This is a genomic window from Mycobacterium parmense, from assembly GCF_010730575.1.
Lineage (GTDB): Bacteria > Actinomycetota > Actinomycetes > Mycobacteriales > Mycobacteriaceae > Mycobacterium > Mycobacterium parmense.
Genome location: NZ_AP022614.1, coordinates 558126 through 577489, shown reverse-complemented (window position 1 = coordinate 577489; position 19364 = coordinate 558126). Strand labels below are relative to the sequence as shown.

General features: G+C 70.0%; 7 protein-coding genes and 1 pseudogene. 4 read left to right on the top strand and 4 right to left on the bottom strand.

What is annotated here, in order from left to right; translation table 11 throughout:
- Window positions 1-4: 4 nt before the first annotated feature.
- From holA to G6N48_RS02540, 3 genes are read right to left on the bottom strand one after another with little or no spacing between them, the layout of a single operon-like run.
- A complete protein-coding gene (gene holA, locus G6N48_RS02550; protein ID WP_139825575.1) occupies window positions 5-949 on the bottom strand; it encodes a DNA polymerase III subunit delta in 945 nt (314 codons plus the stop codon).
- A 30-nt stretch (window positions 950-979) separates the two neighbouring features.
- Window positions 980-2569, bottom strand: coding sequence for a ComEC/Rec2 family competence protein (locus G6N48_RS02545; RefSeq protein ID WP_085267222.1), 1590 nt, complete (start codon window positions 2567-2569; stop codon window positions 980-982).
- Window positions 2570-2574: 5 nt separating this feature from the next.
- Window positions 2575-3408 (bottom strand): ComEA family DNA-binding protein, encoded by an 834-nt coding sequence (locus G6N48_RS02540; RefSeq protein ID WP_085267221.1) that lies wholly within the window; start codon window positions 3406-3408, stop codon window positions 2575-2577.
- Between the two features lie 192 nt (window positions 3409-3600).
- Between G6N48_RS02540 and G6N48_RS02535 the strand changes: the two genes are divergently transcribed.
- The 3 genes and pseudogenes from G6N48_RS02535 to G6N48_RS27635 all read left to right on the top strand — a co-directional run.
- Window positions 3601-4761, top strand: coding sequence for an acyl-CoA dehydrogenase family protein (locus G6N48_RS02535; protein ID WP_085267220.1), 1161 nt, complete (start codon window positions 3601-3603; stop codon window positions 4759-4761).
- Window positions 4762-4768: 7 nt separating this feature from the next.
- A complete protein-coding gene (locus tag G6N48_RS02530; protein ID WP_139825572.1) occupies window positions 4769-5875 on the top strand; it encodes an acyl-CoA dehydrogenase family protein in 1107 nt (368 codons plus the stop codon).
- A 5-nt stretch (window positions 5876-5880) separates the two neighbouring features.
- A pseudogene (locus tag G6N48_RS27635) lies at window positions 5881-6249 on the top strand (PPOX class F420-dependent oxidoreductase); the annotation flags it as partial.
- A gap of 75 nt (window positions 6250-6324) precedes the next feature.
- Here G6N48_RS27635 and G6N48_RS02520 read toward each other — a convergent pair.
- The gene (locus tag G6N48_RS02520) at window positions 6325-17439 is read right to left on the bottom strand and encodes a type I polyketide synthase (RefSeq protein ID WP_163670771.1); all 11115 of its coding nucleotides are present in this window, start codon (window positions 17437-17439) and stop codon (window positions 6325-6327) included.
- Window positions 17440-17848: 409 nt separating this feature from the next.
- Here G6N48_RS02520 and G6N48_RS02515 point away from each other — a divergent pair, with 409 nt between their 5' ends.
- Entirely contained in the window at window positions 17849-19270 is a 1422-nt protein-coding gene (locus G6N48_RS02515) for a condensation domain-containing protein (protein ID WP_085267335.1), read from the top strand.
- Window positions 19271-19364 lie beyond the last annotated feature (94 nt).

Below are 19364 nucleotides of genomic sequence, written 5' to 3'. Positions count from 1 at the left end.
GGGTCTAGCGGCCACCCGCCAGCTCCGCGACCTTGCGGACCGCGGATTCCAGCGCGTAATCTGCGTCGGCCGCGGCGCCCTTGACGTCCGCGTTGAGCGTCGCCACCACCTTCATGGCGCTCGCGACCGACTCGCGTGACCAGCGCCGGGCCTGCTTCTGCGTCTTCTGCACCCGCCAGGGCGGCATGCCCAGTTGCGCCGCCAGGCGGTAGGGGTCCCCCGAGAGCGGCGCCACCCGCCCGATCGCATGGATGGCCTCGGCGAGAGCGTCGGCCAGGACCACCAGCGGCTCGCCGCGCATCATCGCCCACCGCAACGCCTCGGTGGCGCCCGCCACATCGCCGGCCACGGCTTTGTCCGCGACGTCGAAGCCCTTCACCTCGGCCTTGCCGCTGTGATAGCGCCTGACCGCCGCCGCATCGACCTGGCCGGCGGTATCGGACACCAATTGTGAACAGGCTGAAGCGATCTCGCGCAGATCGGAGCCGACCGCGTCCAGCAGCGCGGTCACGGTCTCCTCGTCGGCCTTGACCCGCAGGGCGCGAAACTCCTTGCGGACGAAGTCGACGCGCTCGCCGGCTTTGGTGATGCGCGCGCACGGATGCACGACGGCCCCCAACGACTGCAGCTCGCCGGCCAGCGCTTTGGCCCGGCCGCCGCCCGAGTGCACCACCACCAGCACGATGCCCTGCGGAACGTCGGCGGCCGCCGCGGCGATCACCGCCACAGCCTCCTTGCCGGCCTCGGCGGCGGCCTCCAGCACCACGACGCGCTCGTCCCCGAACAACGAAGGGCTCAGCAGTTCGGCGAGTTCATAGGTGCTGACGTCGCCGGCCCGCATCCGGTTGACCGGAACGTCGTCTGTGCCGGCCCGCTCGCGGGCCGCCCGCAACACGTCGGCCACGGCGCGCTCGACCAACAATTCCTCGTCTCCCAGGACAAGGTGCAACGGCGAATCCTCGCTCACCCCACGATGGTGTCACGAGGGACCGACCAATCCCGACAAAGACCCCGACAAAGACGCCGACAAAGACCAGGCCACGCCGCACAGGACGATCGACGCGGCGCCCAGCCGGGCCGCCCGGCGAAACCACCGGCGACGACGCAACAGCGCGACCATCGCGAGCACCGCCGCGGTCACACCTGCGACCACCAGGACTCCGGCCACGCCGGCCGGGACGGGCACCGTCGCCGCGGGCACCCGGGCGGCCCACCGGGCGACGTGCACGACCCACCACACCTCCGGGCCGGTGAAACGGATCAGCAGCTGCGCGCCGGACCGCCACAGTGGACACAGCGCGGCCGACGCGCTGCCCAGCACGGTGATCGGCGCGATGACAGGTGCGGCGGCGAGGTTGGCGGCGACCGCCACGAGGCTGAATCGGCCGGAGATCGCGGCGACCAGTGGGGCGGTCACCAGGTGCGCGGCGCACGCGACCGCGAGCGCGTCCGCCGGCGGCTTGGGCCAGCCCCTGGCCACCAGGCGCCGCGACCACGCGGGCGCGACGACGACCAGAGCCGCCGTCGCCAGGACCGACAGCGCGAAGCCCACGTCGACCGCCAGCTGGGGCGCGACCGCCAGCAGGACCAGCACCGTCGCCGACAGCGCCGGGATCGCCTGGCGCCGCCGCGACGACAGCATCCCCGTCAGGGCGATGGCGCCCATCACGGCCGCCCGCAACACGCTCGCCGTCGGCTGCACGACGAAGACGAATGCCACCAGCGCCGCCGCGGCCAGGACCACGGCGACCCGCGGGCCGACCAGCCGGGCCGAGAACAGCACCGCCGCACACACGATCGTGACGTTGGCTCCCGAGACCGCCGTCAGATGTGTCATGCCCGCCGAACGAAAATCCCGACCCGCCTCGGGGCTGACGGCCGAGGTGTCACCGAGCACCAGCGCCGGCAGCATCGCCGCCTGGTCGGGCGGCAGGGTGTCGCGGACGGCGGCGGCGAACCGACCGCGCACGGCGTGGGCGGCCCGCTGCAACACGCCCGCTGTGCCCGTGGTCGGGGAGCCCGACGCGTTGAGGACCGCGACGGTGAGGTCGCGGCGCGCCGGGCGGCCGATGCGGGCGGCGAACCGGACGGGCCGGCCCACCATGACGGTCTCGGGGCCGAACTCCGCTGCCCGCGCGAAAACGACAACCCGGCCGGACATCGCCTCGGATCCCAGTAGCTGCAGGGTGGCGCGGAACATCAACCGACCGCTCCCTAGCGGCACCGCGCTCTCGGCGGGCGTGACCGTCACCGGAGCCGTGTGCCCGAACGCCGCGGCGATCGGGTGGCGATCTACCGCGTCGGCGCGCATTGCGATCGCGAACCCGAAACCCGTTCCGACCACACCTACGGCCACCACACCAACGCTGACCGGCCGTAACGCGGCCCGGCCCGGCCGGCGCGCCGCGCGCGCGGCCAGCACACCCGCGGCGGCGATCACCACGCAGCACGACGCCAGCGCACGGCCGACCGGCCACCAGATCCCGGCGGCGGTGACCAGCCAGCAGGTCAGCGCGGCGGGCACCAGGCGAACGTCGACGGGTGACTCGCCGGATCCGGCCTCGCGCACGGGTATCAGACGCGAACCAGCGGACGCAGCTTGTCCAGCCTCGCCGGACCGATGCCGTCGACCTCGCCGAGCTGATCGACGCTGGTGAACCTGCCGTTGGCCTGCCGCCACGACACAATCGCTGCGGCAGTGACCGGCCCGACGCCGGGCAGGGCGTCCAGCTGCTCGGCGGTAGCGGTGTTCAGGTCGAGCGCCGCCCCCGGTTTCGGCTTGCCCGAGCCGGGCGAGGGCGGCCTGGACGTCGGCGTCGGCCCCGCCGCCACCGAGCTGCCCAGCGCCGTCGGCTGGCCGGACACCGGCGCCAACCCCACAACGATCTGCTCGCCGTCGTCGAGCGGGCGGGCCATGTTGAGCCCAATGGTGTCCGCGCCGTCGACGGCGCCGCCGGCGGCCCGCAGCGCGTCGGCGATGCGCGCGCCGGGCGTCAGCGTGACCAGGCCGGGCTTGTGCACCAGGCCGACGACGCTCACGACCACCGGCCGGTCGCCGGCGGGGGCCGCCGACGGCGTCGGGCTTGCCGTCGACGCCTTCTGCACCGGTGGCAGCTTCGCCGACATCACCGGGGCGGGCCGGTCGCGCATCAGCGTGAAGACGGTCACCAGGACAGCCAGGGCGGCCACGATCGCCAGCCCGATCGCCCCGGCGCGTCCCGGGTCCGCGCGCAGCTTGGCGACCCAGCCACCGCTCCCCGACGCGTCGGGGAGCCACCGCGGCAGCAGCGAGTTCTGATCCTCGTCGGGCGCATCGTCGTCCTGCTCCGGCCCAGCGGTGTCCGGTTCGGCCTCCGGTTCGGCGCCGAGCCGCCGATGCAACCGCTCGGCGGGAAGTTCTGTTCGCATGGGCCGACCGTAGGTCCGCCGGCCGTCGCCAGGGTCGCTCCGGGCCCGCCCGGCCCGGAGCTTGTGGATTAATCCGAGGCTGTGGACAGACCCGACGGGCGATGGGTCAAGATGGAAGTCTGAGCGCGCGACCCGAGCCCGACAGCCGGTTAGGAGCAGGCCCCGCGTTCACCCCGACGACAGGAGGCGGCCGTGCAACTCGCGCTCACCCCGGAGGAAGCCGCGTTCCGCGACGAACTCCGCAACATCTACACGACCGAGATCCCCCAGGAGATACGCGACCGGGTGCGCCGGGGCTCGGCGGAAGTCAACCGCGACGACATCGTCACCAGCCACAAGATCCTGCACGAGCACGGCCTTGCGGTGCCGAACTGGCCCGTCGAATGGGGCGGCAAGGATTGGACGCCCACCCAGCACCAGATCTGGGCCGACGAGATGCAACTGGCGTGCGTCCCGGAACCGCTGAACTTCAACACCAAGATGGTCGGCCCGGTGATCGCCGAATTCGGTTCGCAAGAGGTGAAAGAACGCTTCCTGCCGCCGACGGCCAGCCTCGACATCTGGTGGTGCCAGGGCTTCTCCGAGCCGGAAGCCGGTTCGGACCTGGCGTCGCTGCGCACCAGCGCGGTCCGCGACGGCGACGATTACGTCGTGAACGGGCAGAAGACCTGGACGACGCTCGGCCAGTACGCCGACTGGATCTTCTGCCTGGTGCGCACCGACCCGCAGGCGCCCAAGCGCCAGGCCGGGATCTCGTTTCTGCTCTTCGACATGAAGACACCAGGCATCACCCTGCGCCCCATCAAGACGATCGACGGCGGCCACGAGATCAACGAGGTCTTTTTCGAAGACGTCCGCGTGCCGGCCAATCAGCTCGTCGGAGAAGAGAACCAGGGCTGGACCTACGCGAAGTTCCTGCTGGGCAACGAGCGCACGGGCATCGCCGGGGTGGGCCGCACCAAGGTACGCCTCGCCGAGGTCAAAAGACACGCCGCCGCCACGGGGGTGCTCGACGATCCGCTGTTCGCCGCGCGGCTGGCCGAAGCCGAAAACGAGCTGCTGGCACTGGAACTCACGCAGTCGCGAGTGGTCTCGGACTCCGCCGGCGGGCAACCCAACCCCGCCTCGTCGGTGCTGAAGCTGCGCGGCAGCCAGCTGCAGCAGGTGGCCACCGAGCTCTTGGTCGAGGTGGCCGGACCCGATTCGCTGCCCGCCGACGGCGAGGACATCGCGTCTCCGGGCTGGGCGCAGCACAGTGCGCCGCACTACCTCAACTACCGCAAGACGTCGATCTATGGCGGCAGCAGCGAGGTGCAGCGCAACATCATCGCGTCCACCATTCTGGGATTGTGAGGCAGGCATGGACTTTCAGCTGAGCGACGAGCAGGCCCTGCTGCGCGACACCACCCGCGAGCTGCTGTCGCGCACCTACGACCCGGAGAGCCGCAACAAGGTCATCGGCTCCGATCTGGGCTGGAGCCGCGAGGTTTGGAGTCAGCTCGCCGACACCGGGATCCTCGGCCTCGGGTTCGACCCGGACGAGGCGGGCCAGCTCGAGATCATGGTCGTGCTCACGGAGGTGGGTCGCCGGCTGGCTCCCGAACCGATCCTGCACGCCGCGCTCGCACCGGGAGCGCTGATCGCCGAGCTGGGCACCGATGCCCAGAAGGAACAGCTCGACGAGGTCGCGGCCGGCCAGCGGCTGCTGGCCTTCGCCCACCTGGAGCCTGGGCAGCGCGACCCGACCGCGGCCGTCACCACTGAGGCTGCCCAGCAAGGTGATTCGTGGACGCTGACCGGACGCAAGAACCCGGTGCTCGCTGGTGACGGCGCCGACGCGCTGGTGGTCAGCGCCGCCCTGCCCGGTGGCGGAACCGGGCTGTTCCTGGTCGACGCGGGCGCCGTCACCCGCCGGCCGTACCGGACCTTCGACGGACAGCGCGGGGCGCAGGTCGACCTCGACGGCGCGGCCGCCGAACCCCTGGGCGAAGCGGCCGACGCCTCGCGGGCGATCCGCGACGCCGTCATCCGCATCCAGTCGGGGTTGTGCGCCGAAGCCGTCGGCGCGATGGAGGAAGCGCTGCGGCTGACCACCGACTACCTCAAGACGCGCAAGCAGTTCGGCGTCACGCTGAACAAGTTCCAGGCGCTCACCCAGCGGGCCGCCGACATGTACGTGTCGCTGGAGCTGGCGCGCAGTATGAGCCTGTACGCCGGGATGTCCATCGCCGACGGCAATCTCGATCCGCTGATCGCCTCGCGCGCCAAGGTGCAGATCGGCCGGTCGGGACGGCACATCGCACAGGAGTCGATCCAGATGCACGGCGGAATCGGCGTCACCGCCGAATATCCGGTCAGCCACTATGCGGCCCGGCTCACCGCGATCGAGCACACCCTGGGCACCTCGAGCGACCACCTGCACAACCTGATCGATCATCTCGGCGACTACGATCTGCCCCGGCTGTAGCGCATGGCCGAACTCGATATCTCGCGGCGGACGGCCGTCCACTGGTCACGCCGGTGTGGATCATCGTCGACGGCGGCCAGGTGGTGTTCAACACCGGCCGTGACACGCCGAAAGGCCGTGCGCTGGCGCGTGATTCGCGGGTGGTGATCTGCGTCGACGACCCGCACCCGCCCTATTCGTTCGTGCAGGTGCAAGGGGTGGCTTCGCTGACCGACGACTCGCCTGAGCTCCTCGACATCGCGACCCGGATCGCCCGCCGATACATGGGCGCCGAGCGCGCCGAGGAATTCGGCCGGCGCAACGCCGTTCCCGGCGAGCTGGTGGTGCGGGTCCGCCCGACGAAGGTCATCGCCGGTTTCGACATCAGCGGCTGACACCCGCGCCGGCGTTCGACGACGACGCGCCTCGCGCGCCGAGCGACACGCCGGTGTGGCACTCGGCGACCGGCGTCACTCTTGTACGACGCCCGAGCCGAACCCCTCGGCCGGCGCCGGGGCGAGCGCCGGCGGCGGGGCGAGCTCCGGCGGGGCGGCCGGCTCCGCGCCGCCCGGCGGTGAGCCGGCGTCGGGCAGCTGGGCCGCCAGGTACTCGGCCAGCCCGCCGATCGTCGGGTAGTCGAAGACCGCGGTCGCGTTGATCGTGAACGCGCCACCGAACTGGCTGTGCAACCGGTTGCGAAGCTCGACCGCCATCAGTGAATCCGTGCCCAGGTCCAAGAACCTGCTGGTCGCCGCGGGCGGCTGCGCGAGCCGCAGGAAGCCCTGCACTTCGCGCTGCAGGAACTCGGTGACGAACGTGGCGCGCTGCGCCACCGGAATCTCCTGCAGTTGCCGGAGCAACTCGCTGTCCCCGGCCGCCTCCGTGGCGGCACTCGGCAGCACCAGGTCGAGGATCGGCGGACGCGAATTGCCCAGCATCTTCGCGGCTCGCGCCCAATTCGCCTTGATGACGGTCGCCTGCCCGGTTCCGTTCGCGACGACCTCGGCGAGCGCGCTGAGCGCGGCGGAGGGTTCCAGTGGAACCAGCCCCAGCGCGCCGATGTTGGCGCGCGCGGCCTCCGAAGAGGCCATGCCCCCCTGCGCCCAGGGGCCGAAGTTGACGCCCGTCGCCGGCAAGCCCCGCGCCTTGCGCTGCGCGACCAGCCCGTCGAGCAACGCATTGGCGGTGGAGTAGTTGGCCTGGCCGGGGGAACCGAGCAAGCTGGACACCGACGAAGACACGATGAAGAAGTCGAGCTCGTCGCCGTTGGTCAACCGGTCCAGGTGGCCGGCGCCGAAAGCCTTGGGCGCCAGCGTGGTTCGGAATCGCTCGGGATTCTGCTGGGCCAGCAGCGCGTCGTCGAGCACGCCCGCCAGGTGCGCCACCCCTGCCAGCGGCGGCAGCTCGGCGCGGATCCGCTCGAGCAGCTTCGCCACCTCGGACTCGTCACCGACGTCGGCGGCGAACGTGTGGATGCGGCAGTGGTAGCGCTCGACGATGTCGTCGATCGCTTGTTGCGCGTGGCCGTCGGGCGCGCGCCGGCTGGTCAACACGATGTCACCGGCACCCAGCTGGGCCAGGTAGGCCGCCGTATGCAGGCCGATTGCGCCGAGCCCACCGGTGATCAGGTAGCTGCGATCGCCCCGCGGCTGTAGCCGGTTCGGCATCTGCAGCACGATCTTGCCGATATGCCTCGCCTGCTGCATCCGCCGGAACGCCGTCTTCGCCTCGGTCAGCGGGTAGATCTCGGCGGGCAGCGCCGTCCATTCCCCGCTGGCCAGCCCGGCGGACACCTCGGTGAGCAACCGTTTGATGCGCTGGGGATCCTGCAGGGTGGTGACGTCGAGCGCGACGATCTCGTAGGCGATATCGGGACGCACGGCGGCCATCTGCTCGTGCGTCCAGATGTCGCGCTTTGCGATCTCGGCGAACCGGCCGTTGCGGGCGGTGGCGCGCACGGTGGCTTCCACGAAGCCCTCGTTGGTCAGGCTGTTGAGCACCACGTCGACGCCGGCACCCTCGGTGTCGGCCAGGATCTGGTCGGCGAAATCCGTTGTCCGCGAATCGTAGACGTATTTCACACCCAGCTTCCGCAGCGCATCGCGCTTGTAGACGCTGGCCGTGGCGAAGACGGTCGCGCCGTGCTGCTGCGCCATCTGGATCGCGGCCAACCCGACGCCACCGCTGGCGGCGTGCACGAGCACGCGGTCCCCGGGCTTGAGTTGGGCCCAGTCGAACGCGAGCCGAACCGTCAGTGCCGCAGCGGGAATGGTGGCCGCGGCCACCGAGTCCAGCCAGTCGGGCAGCGGCGCCAGCAGCTGCACCGGGACGTTGAACCGGCTGGAGAACGCGCCCTGCATGAAGCCGTAGACGCGTTGACCGACCTCGAGGCCGGTAACGCCGCCGCCCAATTCGGTGACGACCCCGGCGAAGTCACCGCCGATCGGACCGGGATCGCCCGGGTAGAGCCCCAGCACGTTGAGCACGTCCCGGAAGTTCAGTCCCGCGGCCTCGACCCGGACCTGCACGTAGCCGTCGTCCGGTGGGAGCACTTGGGTGTCGGTCAAGCGCAGGTTGTCGATGGCGCCGCGCTCGGTGGGCGCCAGCACATAGTCGGTTGCCCGCGGCACCGTCAGATGACCGCTGCGCGCCCACGGCAGCAGCCGCGACGCCAGGAACTTCCCTTGCCGCAGAGCGAGTTCGGGTTCGTCGAGGGCAGGGGCCGGGAGGCCGAGAAGACCGGCCAGTGCGTGCGCCGCACCCGCCGAGCCGTCGTAGTCGACCAGCCTGGCGCGCAGCGCCGGCTCCTCGTTGACGATGGTGCGCCCGAGCCCCCAGAGCGCGGACTGCACCGGGTCGACCGGTTCGCCGGATTCCGTTACCACAGCCCGCTGCGTGACGATCCACAGTCCGTTGGGAAGCCGGGCTCCCCCGTCGGCCTGCAGCGTGTGCACGGCGCTGAGCAGGTTGGCGATCTCGGTCTCCAGCCGAGCGACCGATTCGGTGCTCGATTCCTCTCCGCGCGGGCCGGCGCTGCGCCAGACGATGCCGGAGAACGGCATGCCGCGCTCGTCGGCCTGCGTCAGCACCTGACCCAGGAGCCCGGAATCTGCGGTCCGGTCGAACGGGACGCAGCCCGGCATCTCGGCCGCCAGTTCGTCGAACCCGGCGATCAGCCAGGTGCCGGGCGCGTGTCCGGCGTCCTCGGTGTCGCCACGTGGCGGCAGCGGCACCTCGTGCCACCCCAGGGTGTACATCAACCGGGTGGCGTCGCCGCCGAGCCCGCGCAGCAACGCCTCGCGGGGCGCGCGTTTGACCGTGAACTCACGAATCCCGCCGAGGTGGTGGCCGTCGCGCCCGACGAAATCGAGGTCGAAGACCTGGGTTTCGCTGTCGAGACCGCTGGTGTGCCACGTTGCGCGGCAGTAGAACCGGCGAGGCATCTTCTCGCGCAGCATCACCTGCCCGTAGCGCAACGGCAGGAACAGGTCGTTGACACCCTGTTCGGCCGCGCGAAGCGCCGGGAACGCCGGGAAGGCAACCCCGGTGCACAGGTCCATCAGCACCGGATGCATCGGTTCGGTGCCGAGATGTTCGGCGAGTTCCTCGCCGACGGTGATGTCGCCGATCGCCTCCCCCTCACCGAGCCACAGCGACTTCAGCGAGCCGGACCAGTTGGGGCCCCACGCCAGCTCCATGTCGGCGAAGGTCTCAAAAAGCTCCTGGGGACGCATCCGCTCCATCCGCTCGATCGCCGCCTCGATAGGTTCGGCCTCCTGGCCGTCCGGACGGGCCTCGGCACCGGCGAGCCCGGCGGCACCGGCAATCAGCGTGCCGTCGGCGTTGAGCGACCATTCGGCGTCACGCACGCCGTACGGGCGGCTGTGCACCTGGAACTTCGCGCTTTGGCCGTCGGAGTTGTCCTCGAGTGGATGCAACGTCAGCTGCACCTCGCGAGAGCTTCTCTCGGGCAGGATGATCGGCTCGTAGAAGAAGACGTCCTTGACCCGCGCCGGCGAGCCGACGGCGGCCAGGGCCATTGCCGCATAGGTCGCCCCGGGAACCACGACGGTGCCATAGATCACGTGATCGGACAGCCACGGCTGCGATTTGACCGACAGCCGACTGGTGTAGACGGAGTCGCCGGACGCGAGATCTTTTGCACTGCCCAGGATCCCGGACACTGATGGGCCGTCCACGGCGATCCCCGAAGACTTTGGCCAGAACCGGCGCCGCTCGAACGGGTACGTGGGCAGTTCCAGCCTGCGGTGCGGCTCGCGATGCAGCGCGGCGAACCTCACACGATGGCCGCTGACGTAGGCCCCGGCGATCGCCTCGGCGATCTGGCGGCGGTCACCGACGCCCTTGCGCAGGGAGACGATAGCGCGCGGGGCGGCCAGGTGTTCCGGCCAGACCTGCACCGCGGCACCGGTCAAGACCGGTTGGGGGCCGATCTCCATCAACACCGAGCATCCGAGTTGCGCCACGGTGCGCACGCTCTCGGCGAACTGCACCGGCTGGCGGGAATGCCGGCGCCAATATTGGGCGTCCAGCGAGGTTTCCGCGGTGAGCACCGCCCCGGTGCGGTTGCAGACCAGCGGCAGCGTCGGCACGGCGAACCGCATCCGTGCCGCGTACGACTCGAATTCACCGAGCACCGGCTCCAGCAGTTCCGAGTGGAAGGCGTGGCTGGTTTCCAGCCAGCTGCACCGGATCCCGTCGCCGCCGCACCGCGCGACGATCTGTTCCAGGTCCGGGCCGGGACCCGACAGCACCGTGTTGGGACCGTTGTAGGCGGCGACCGAGACCAGGGCGAACTCGTTGGCGATCTCCTCGACGTATTTGGCGTCGGCGAACACCGCCACCATCCGCCCGCCCGCGGGCAGGCTGCCGAACAGCCGGCCGCGCTCGGCCATGAGCCGGGCTCCATCCTCGAGGCTGAACACCCCGGCCACGCACGCCGCCGCGTACTGGCCGACGCTGTGGCCCAGCACTACGTCGGGCTCGACGCCCCGGGACTGCCACAGGCGGGCCAGGCCCATCTCGACGGCGAACAGCGCGGGTTGCGCGAACGAAGTGTGCCGCAACCTCTCTCCGGCCTCGCCGCCGGTGTCGCGGTCCGTTGCGAACAGCACGTCCAGCAGCGGGCGTGACAGCATCTCGCTGACCGCCTCCGCGCAGCGTGTCACTGTGTCCGCGAAAATCGGCTCGGCGTCGAACAATTCGCGCGCCATCCCCGGGTACTGGCTGCCCTGCCCGGTGAACAACCACGCCGTCGTCGGCGGATCCGCGCACTCACCGCGCGTCACCCCCGGCCGCGTACGGTTCTCGGCCAGCTCCGCCAGCAGCTCGCGTGCGCTCTGAACCGAATCCACGACCAGCGCGGCCCGGTGCTCGAAATGCGAACGTCCCGTCCCGGCCGTGAAGCACACGTCGGCGACGTCGACCTTCGGGTGGGTGTTCAACCACTCCTCGTACCGCCGCGCCAATGCCATCAGCGCCTCGGGTGACCGGGCGGACAGCGCCAGCACACCGACCGCCTCGTCCCGGGAGTCCGACTCCGTGGCCACGGTGACGTCGTCGAGGATGTCACCCGTCGAGTACTCATCCGGGTTCGGCGACGGCGCGGGCGCCTCCTCGATCAGCACGTGGGCGTTGGTGCCGGTGAATCCGAAGGAACTGATGCCGGCGCGTCGCGGTTTCCCGTTGGCCTGCCAGGGGGTCGCCTTGTCCACGACCCGCACCGGCAGCGCGTCCCACGGAATGTGCGGTGATGGCTTCTCGAAATGCAAGCTCTGAGGCAGCATTTCGTGCTGCAAGGACAACACGACCTTGATCAGGCCGGCCACCCCCGATGCGGCCTCAAGGTGGCCGATGTTGGTCTTCACCGATCCCATCAGCAATGGGCGGCCCGCGTCACGGTCGGCACCGTAGACGGCCCCGGCCGCCTGCACCTCGATCGGGTCACCCAGCGGGGTGCCGGTGCCATGGGCCTCCAGGTAGTCGACGTCGGGGCCGGCCAGGCCGGCGCGGGCCAGCGCCGTGGCGATAAGCCGTTGCTGCGCACCGCCGTTGGGCACCGTCAGACCACTGGACGCGCCGTCCTGGTTGACCGCGCTGGCCGGGATCACCGCGCACACCCGGTCGCCGTCACGCTCCGCGTCGCTGAGCCTCTTGAGCACCAGGATCCCGCAGCCCTCACTGCGCACGTAGCCGTCGGCGGAAGCATCGAACGTCTTGCATCGCCCGACGGGCGACAGCATCCTGGCCCGCGACGCGGCGATGATGGTCACCGGGCTCAGCAACACGTTCACCCCGCCGGCCAGCGCCATGTCGCAATCCCCGGAATGCAAGGCCTGGCAGGCCTGGTGGACGGCCACCAGCGACGAGCTGCACGCGGTGTCGACGGCCACCGCGGGGCCTTCGAGGCCGAGCGCGAACGCGACCCGGCCCGAGATGGCGTTGAGGGCATTGCCGGTGATGAAGTGCGGCTCGATCTTGTCGACCGACTCGGATGACAGCAGATGGGAGTACTCGTTGGCGCCGACCCCGACGAAGATGCCGGTCCGGCTGCCCCGCAGCCCGGCCGGGGAGTAGCCGGCGCGTTCCAGCCCCTCCCAGGCGGTTTCGAGCATCAGCCGTTGCTGCGGTTCGATCCACACCGCCTCGCGTGGGGAGATGCCGAAGAACTCCGGATCGAATCCGTCGATGCCGTCGAGGAATCCACCGAAACGGCTGTAGATCTTGCCCGGGGCCTCCGGGTCGGGGTCGTAGAACTCGTCGATGTCGAATCGGTCCTCGGGGACCTCCCGGATCGCGTCGACACCGCCGGACAGCACCTCCCAGAAGGCTTCCGGGTCGGGCGCACCGGGGAAGCGGCACGAGACCGCGACGATCGCGATGGGCTCGTCCGTGCGAGTCGTCGCCGCCGCCTGACGGCGTCCCGAGTCGGCGGACGCCTGCTCGTTGAGGCCGAGCACATCGCCCAGCAGGTAGTCGGCGACATCGGACAGGCGCGGATAGTCCATCGCCAGGGTCGCGGGAATTTCCTTGCCCACGCCCCGCTCGATGCGTTGCCGCAGTTCGATGGCCATGAGTGAATCCATACCGAGATCGAAGAAGCCGGCGTCCTCGCGGATTTCCCCTGCGTCGACCCGCGTCACCTCCGCCACCGCCTCGCGCAGGTAGTCGACCACCAGCTTCCTGCGTCGCTGCACGGGAGCAAGGGTGAGCTGCTCAACCAGTTGAGTCTTGCCGGCCGGCGCCGGCGCCGGCGCGAAATCGGGCACCTCGTGCTGCATCTCCGCCAGGAACGCCCGCTTGCCCGCTTGCTGGTAGAGCGGCAGGAAGCGGGCCCAGTCGATTCGGGCCACGACGCCGTGTGCCGGACCCGGATCGGGCCCCGGCGACAGCAGATCGGCCATTCCCGCCAGGGCGTCGGCGGGCGACAACGTCCGGACTCCGCGCGCGGCCAGGCGCGCGCGGGCGTCCTCGTCGGCCATGCCCGCCGACCAGGGCCCGAAATTGACGCTCGAGCCGGCGGCACCGCGCTTGCGCCGGCGCCACGCCAGCCCGTCGAGGAAGGCGTTGGCCGCACCGTAGGCGGTCTGACCGAATCCGCCCCAAACCGAGGCGATCGAGGAGGTGCTGAGGAAGAAGTCCAGCTGCGTGTCCGCGACTGCTTCGCTCAGATTCCAGGCGCCCCAGACCTTTCCGGCGAACACCCGATCTACTTCGGCGTCGTCGAGGTTGCGCAGCGGTGTGGTGCCGATCTCGCCCGCGGCGTGCACGACACCGGCCAGCGCCGGCATGTCGGTCCGCACGGTGTCCAGCAGGCGGGCGACCTCGAGCGCGTCGGCGACGTCGGCCGTCACCACCCGGACCTCGCAGCCGTGCTTTTCACGCAACGCGTCGATGCGCCGTTGCGCGGCCTCGCCGGGCGAGCGCCGGCTGGTCAGCACCAGATGGCGCGCGCCGTGCGCGGCCAGGTATCCGGCGATCTCCAGGCCGACCCCGCCGAGCCCACCGGTCACCAGATACGTTGCGTCGCTGCGCAATGCCGGCGTCGCAGCCGCCGGCAGCCGGGGGCGGCGAACCAGCCGGGGCACGTGGACCGCCTGATCACGCAGCGCAACCTGGTCTTCTCTGGGGGCGTGGTCGCGCGACGCGGACATCACGTGGTCGATCAAGGCCGACCATTCGGCGGCGGCGCCTTCGTCCAGGTCCGCCAGGCCGCCCCAGACCTGTGGATGCTCCAGCGAGGCGGCCCGGCCGAAGCCCCACAGGCACGACTGCACCGCCGACACGTCGTCCGCGTCGGTGACGCGTTGGGCTCCGCGGGTCACCAGCCAGATGGGTGCGCGCGACCCGGCGGCGGCCGCGGCGCAAAAGAGCCGCCGCGTTCCACCCAGGACGTGCTTTTGCATCCGCGCAAGCGAGTCGGCCGAGGGTGCGGTCCCGCAGTCCAGCGCCGCGACGTGCAGGATGCGCAGCGCCGGGTCGTCGTCGGCGGCGGCGCGCAACGCCGCCTCGAGCCGTTGCTCGTCCTCGTCGGATGTCGGCAACCCGAGCACACTGTGCCGGTGCCCGCGCGCGGCCAGCGCGTCGGTCAAGGGCCGAATCGCCTCAGCGTCGTCGCCGACGATGAGCCACGCGGACTCACCGTCGGAGGCCTCGGCGCCCGACTCCCCGGCACGGGATCGCTTCCAGCTGATCTCGTAGCGGACGTCCGCGGTCGACCTGGTGTTGTGTTTGGAATTGAATTGGGCGGCAAGCTTTGTCAGCACATCAACGGTCTGTCGATTGCCGCTCTCGCCGTCGAGCAGCGCGGCGAGGTCGTCTATCCGGCCGTCCTCGAGAAGCCGGGCGGCTTCGGTCCGCACGGAATTGGTCGGCGGGACCCGCTTCTCGGTGTACCAGTACTGGCGATGCTGGAACGGATAGGTCGGCAGGTCGAGCTTGCGCGCCGGCCCGGTGATGGCGCCGAAGTCGGGCAGGTGGCCCAGCACGTACGCGTCGGCGACGGCCTCGATGATCTGGCGGTGGTCGGCGATGTTGCGGCGCAGCGACGCGATCGCCCGCGGCGCCGTCGCCGGATCCGGCCACGCCCGCATGGCGGCGGCGGTGAGCACCGGCTGCGGGCCGACCTCGAGCAGCACCTTGCAACTCAGGTCGGCCAGCGTGCGCACGCTCTTGGCGAACTCGACGGGCTGGCGCGCGTGGCGGCGCCAGTAGGCGCCGTCGATTTTCACGCTCCTGCCGAGGGCCGCGCCGGTGCGGTTGCAGACCAAAATCCGTTGCGGCAGGCTGAATTCGAACCGGTTCGCATACGACTCGAACTCGTCGAGAATCGGGTCCAGCAGCGCCGAGTGGAACGCGTGGCTGGTTTCCAGCCAGTCGCAGCGCACGCCGTCGCCCTCCAGCAGGGCCACCGCGCGCTCGAGGTCGTCCGCGGGCCCCGACAGCACGGTGTTGGCGCCGTTGTAGGCGGCCACCGACAGGTTCGGGAATTCGTCGGTCAGGCTCTCCACCCGCTCGGCGGCGGCGAACACCGCGACCATCCGCCCGCCGGCGGGCAGGCTGCCGAACAGCCGGCCACGCTCGGCGAGCAACAAGGCCCCGTCCTCGAGGCCGAACACACCGGCGACGCAGGCCGCCGTGTACTGGCCCACGCTGTGGCCGATCACCACGTCGGGCTCGAAACCCCACGATTGCCAGAGCCGGGCCAAGCCCATCTCGACGGCGAACAGGGCGGGCTGGGCGTAGGCGGTCTGCCGCAGCGTGTCGTCACCGTCGGGATCGAAAATGACATCCAGCAGCGGCTTTTCCAGCACCTCGGCGACCGCCGCCGCGCACCGGCTCATGGTCTCGGCGAACACCGGCTCGGTCTCGAACAGCTCCCGCGCCATGCCCGCGTACTGGCTGCCCTGGCCGGTGAACAGCCACGCCGTCTTCGGCGTTCTGTCGGACACGCCGCGCACCAGCCCGGGGGCCGGGCGGTCGTCTGCGAGCGCGCCGAGCAGCTCACTGGCCGACTCCCGGGAGTTGACGACCAGCGCGGCCCGGTGCTCGAAGTGGGCGCGGGCCACGCCGGCGGTGGCGCACACGTCCGCCAGGGACGCCTCCGGGTGCGCGCGCAACCAGGTGCGGTACTGGTCGGCGACCTGCATCAGCGCCTCGGGGGTGCGCGCCGAGAGCGGCAGCACGCGCAACCGCGGGTCGCCGGGCGTAGCGTCCGGACCCGGCGCGACGGCGACCACGCCCTCGTCCGGCGCTTCCTCGAGAACGACGTGAGCGTTGGTTCCGGCGAACCCGAACGAGCTGACTCCCGCGATGCGTCGCCGACCGTTGCGTTCCCAACTGGTGGGCTCCTGCACCACCTGCACCGCAAGGCGGTCCCACGGAATGTGGGGCGACGGCTCGCGAAAGTGCAAATGCTGCGGCAACAACTCGTGCTCGAGCGACAGGATGACCTTGATGACACCAGCGATCCCCGCGGCCGCTTCCAGGTGCCCGATGTTCGTCTTCACCGACCCGATGAGCAGCGGCCGGTCCGCCTCGCGCCCGACGCCCAGCACCGCGCCCGCGGCCTGAGCCTCGATCGGATCGCCCAGCGACGTCCCCGTCCCATGTGCCTCGAGGTAGCCGACGTCGCTGGGCTCGACCCCGGCGCGCTTCAGCGCCGCTGCGATAACCCGTTGCTGTGCAACGCCGTTCGGCACCGTCAGGCCGCCCGATGCGCCGTCCTGGTTGACCGCACTGCCCCGGATCACGGCCCGGATCCGGTCGCCGTCGCGGATCGCGTCCTCGAGGCGCTTGATCACGATGACGCCGCAACCCTCGCCGCGCACGTAACCGTCCGCGGCCGCGTCGAACGTCTTGCACCGGCCGTCGGGCGCAAGCATGTGCGCGTGGGAGAACGTGATCATGGTTGCGGGCGTGAGCAACACGTTCGCGCCGCCGGCCAGCGCGAGATCGCACTCGCCCAAGCGAAGTGCTTGGCACGCCTGATGGATCGCCACCAGCGACGAGCTGCACGCGGTGTCGACGGCGACGGCGGGGCCCTGCAGTCCCAACCGGTGGCTGATCCGGCCCGCCGCCGCGGCGGACGACGTCCCGATCGCCATGTATGGCTCGATCTCGGCATACGTCAGCTCATCGGATGCCATTCCCAGGAAGTCGTGGGTGGCCAAACCGACGAAGACACCCGTGTTGGTGTCGGCCAAAGCCGTTGGCGCGGTACCGGAGTGCTCGACCGCCCGCCACGCCGTCTCCAGCAACAACCGGTGCTGTGGGTCAAGCGAATTCACCTCACGCGCCGACATGCCGAAGAAGGGCGCATCGAACCCCGTGACGTCGTCGACGAATCCCGCCCGGCGGGTCACAACCTTCCCGGGAGCCTCGGGATCCGGGTCGAAGAATTCGTCGGCGTCCCAACGGTCCTGGGGCACCTCCGACACCGCGTCCCGGCCTTCGCGCAGCACCTCCCAGAATTCGTCCGCGTCGGCGGCACCCGGAAAGCGCGCCGCGTAACCCACGATCGCAAACCCCGATGCCGGCTCCATCAAATTTTCGACGGATGCCATGCCAATGTCCTCCTCGCCTCGGCCGGTGCAATCCGATGCCCTCGGGCCGCCCCCGGCTCCGGGGCCATCGCGACTCCGAACACGCCAAGCGCCGCTCCATCACACACCACGGACGGCGCCTGGTGTGGAACCCCCTGTTGTACTGCCGTCCAGCAACCGACGTGGGAAATGTACACATGCCAGCGCTCTTGCGCAGCATAATCGTCAACGGGCAGCTAGATTTACAACCACGCTACCTTCGGCGCGCCGCGCCCGGCGATCGCCGGCCACGTCGGGCGCATCCGCCCATATCCCCGACGTCACACGCCGCACGGGTTATCTTGTTCTCGCCACGGTCGCGCCGGCGGAGCGGACCGGAGTGCGCAGCCCGAGACGACGTGGGCAATCGATGCAAAACCGGGAGAAGATATTGCAAATCGGCAAGATTACGATCGGTTCACTCGATGATTGGACGCCGAGCCCGGGCGTGGTCATCTCCTGGCACCCGACGACCGCTTCGGCCGAGAAGGCCCGGCAGGCGCCGGTGAGTTCGGTGCCGGTCAGCTACATGCAGGGCCAACACCTTCGCAACTACCGCGAACGGGCCGCCGCGGGTCTGGACTTTTCCAGGCAGATCATCGCGACCTGCGAAGTCCCGGGCCAGTGCGACATCGCCGCCATGAATCACGCCGTCAACACCTATCTGCGCCGGCACGACACGTTCCGCAGCTGGTTCGACCACACCGCCGACGGAGAGTTCGTGCGGCATACGATCAGCGATCCCGCGGACATGGAGTTCGCCCCGGTCGACCACGGGCGGATGACGGTCGACCAACTGCGCGCCCACGTCGTGGCCGTTCCGAACCCGCTGGAATGGGGTTGCTTCACCTTCGGGATTTCGCAGAGCGAGAGTCACTTCACTTTCTTTGCCGCTATCGATCATGTGCACGGAGACGCCACATTGATCGGGACGACGATGCTGGAAGCCAACGGAATGTACGCGTCAATGAGCGGGGGCGGTGAACCGCTTGTGCTTCCCGATGCCGGCAGCTTCGACGAGTTCTGCGCCCGCGAGCGCCAATACACCTCGACGCTGACCGTCGATTCACCCGAGGTGCGCGAATGGATTGAGTTCGCCGAGAACAACAATGGCGGCTTTCCGGAGTTCCCGCTGCCGCTGGGTAATCCGCTGGAGCCGAGCAACAGTGCCATGGTCTCCGAACTGCTGATGGGCAGAGAACAGACTGAGCGGTTCGAGTCGGCCTGCACCGGCGTGGGCGCCCGCTTCATCGGCGGCCTGTTCGCCTGCATCGCCCTGGTGGAACACGAGTTCACGGGGGCTCTCACCTATTACGGCCTGACTCCGAGGGACACGCGCCGGACGTCGGACAACTTCATGACGCAGGGTTGGTTCACCGGCCTGGTGCCGATCACCGTGCCAATAGCCGCGGCCTCTTTCAGCGACGCCGCATGGGCCGCGCAGACCTCTTTCGACTCCGGCCTGCACCTGGCCAGGGTGCCTTATTACCGGGTGCTGGAATTGGCGCCGTGGCTGAATTGGCCGCAGCCGAACTTCCCGGTGTCGAACTTCCTCCACGGGGGCGCCGCCCCACTCAACGCCGTTCTTGCGGCCGCCGACCTCGGTTATGCGAACAATATCGGCATCCACTCCGACGGCCGCTTTTCCTATCAACTGACCATCTATGTCTTTCGGTACGGGGAGGGAACGGTAATGGCGATCATGTATCCCGACAATCCGGTCGCCCAGAAGTCGGTAATTCGCTACATGGAGGCGATGAAGTCCGTGTGCTCGCGCGTCGCCGGCAGCGGGCATTGGGGACGCGTCGCGTAGCGTGAAATCAGTTCGATGGCTCATTCGATGGCTCAGATGAAACCGCGTAATTCGCATGATGCGTCGGCCGGTGTCGCCGGCCAGCGCTCGCTGC

Bases quoted from the DNA above. Each gene is read 5' to 3' on its own strand.
- G6N48_RS02530 (WP_139825572.1), top strand. From the start codon at position 4,769: ATGGACTTTCAGCTGAGCGACGAGCAGGCCCTGCTGCGCGACACCACC.
- G6N48_RS02540 (WP_085267221.1), bottom strand. From the start codon at position 3,408: ATGCGAACAGAACTTCCCGCCGAGCGGTTGCATCGGCGGCTCGGCGCC.
- G6N48_RS02520 (WP_163670771.1), bottom strand. From the start codon at position 17,439: ATGGCATCCGTCGAAAATTTGATGGAGCCGGCATCGGGGTTTGCGATC.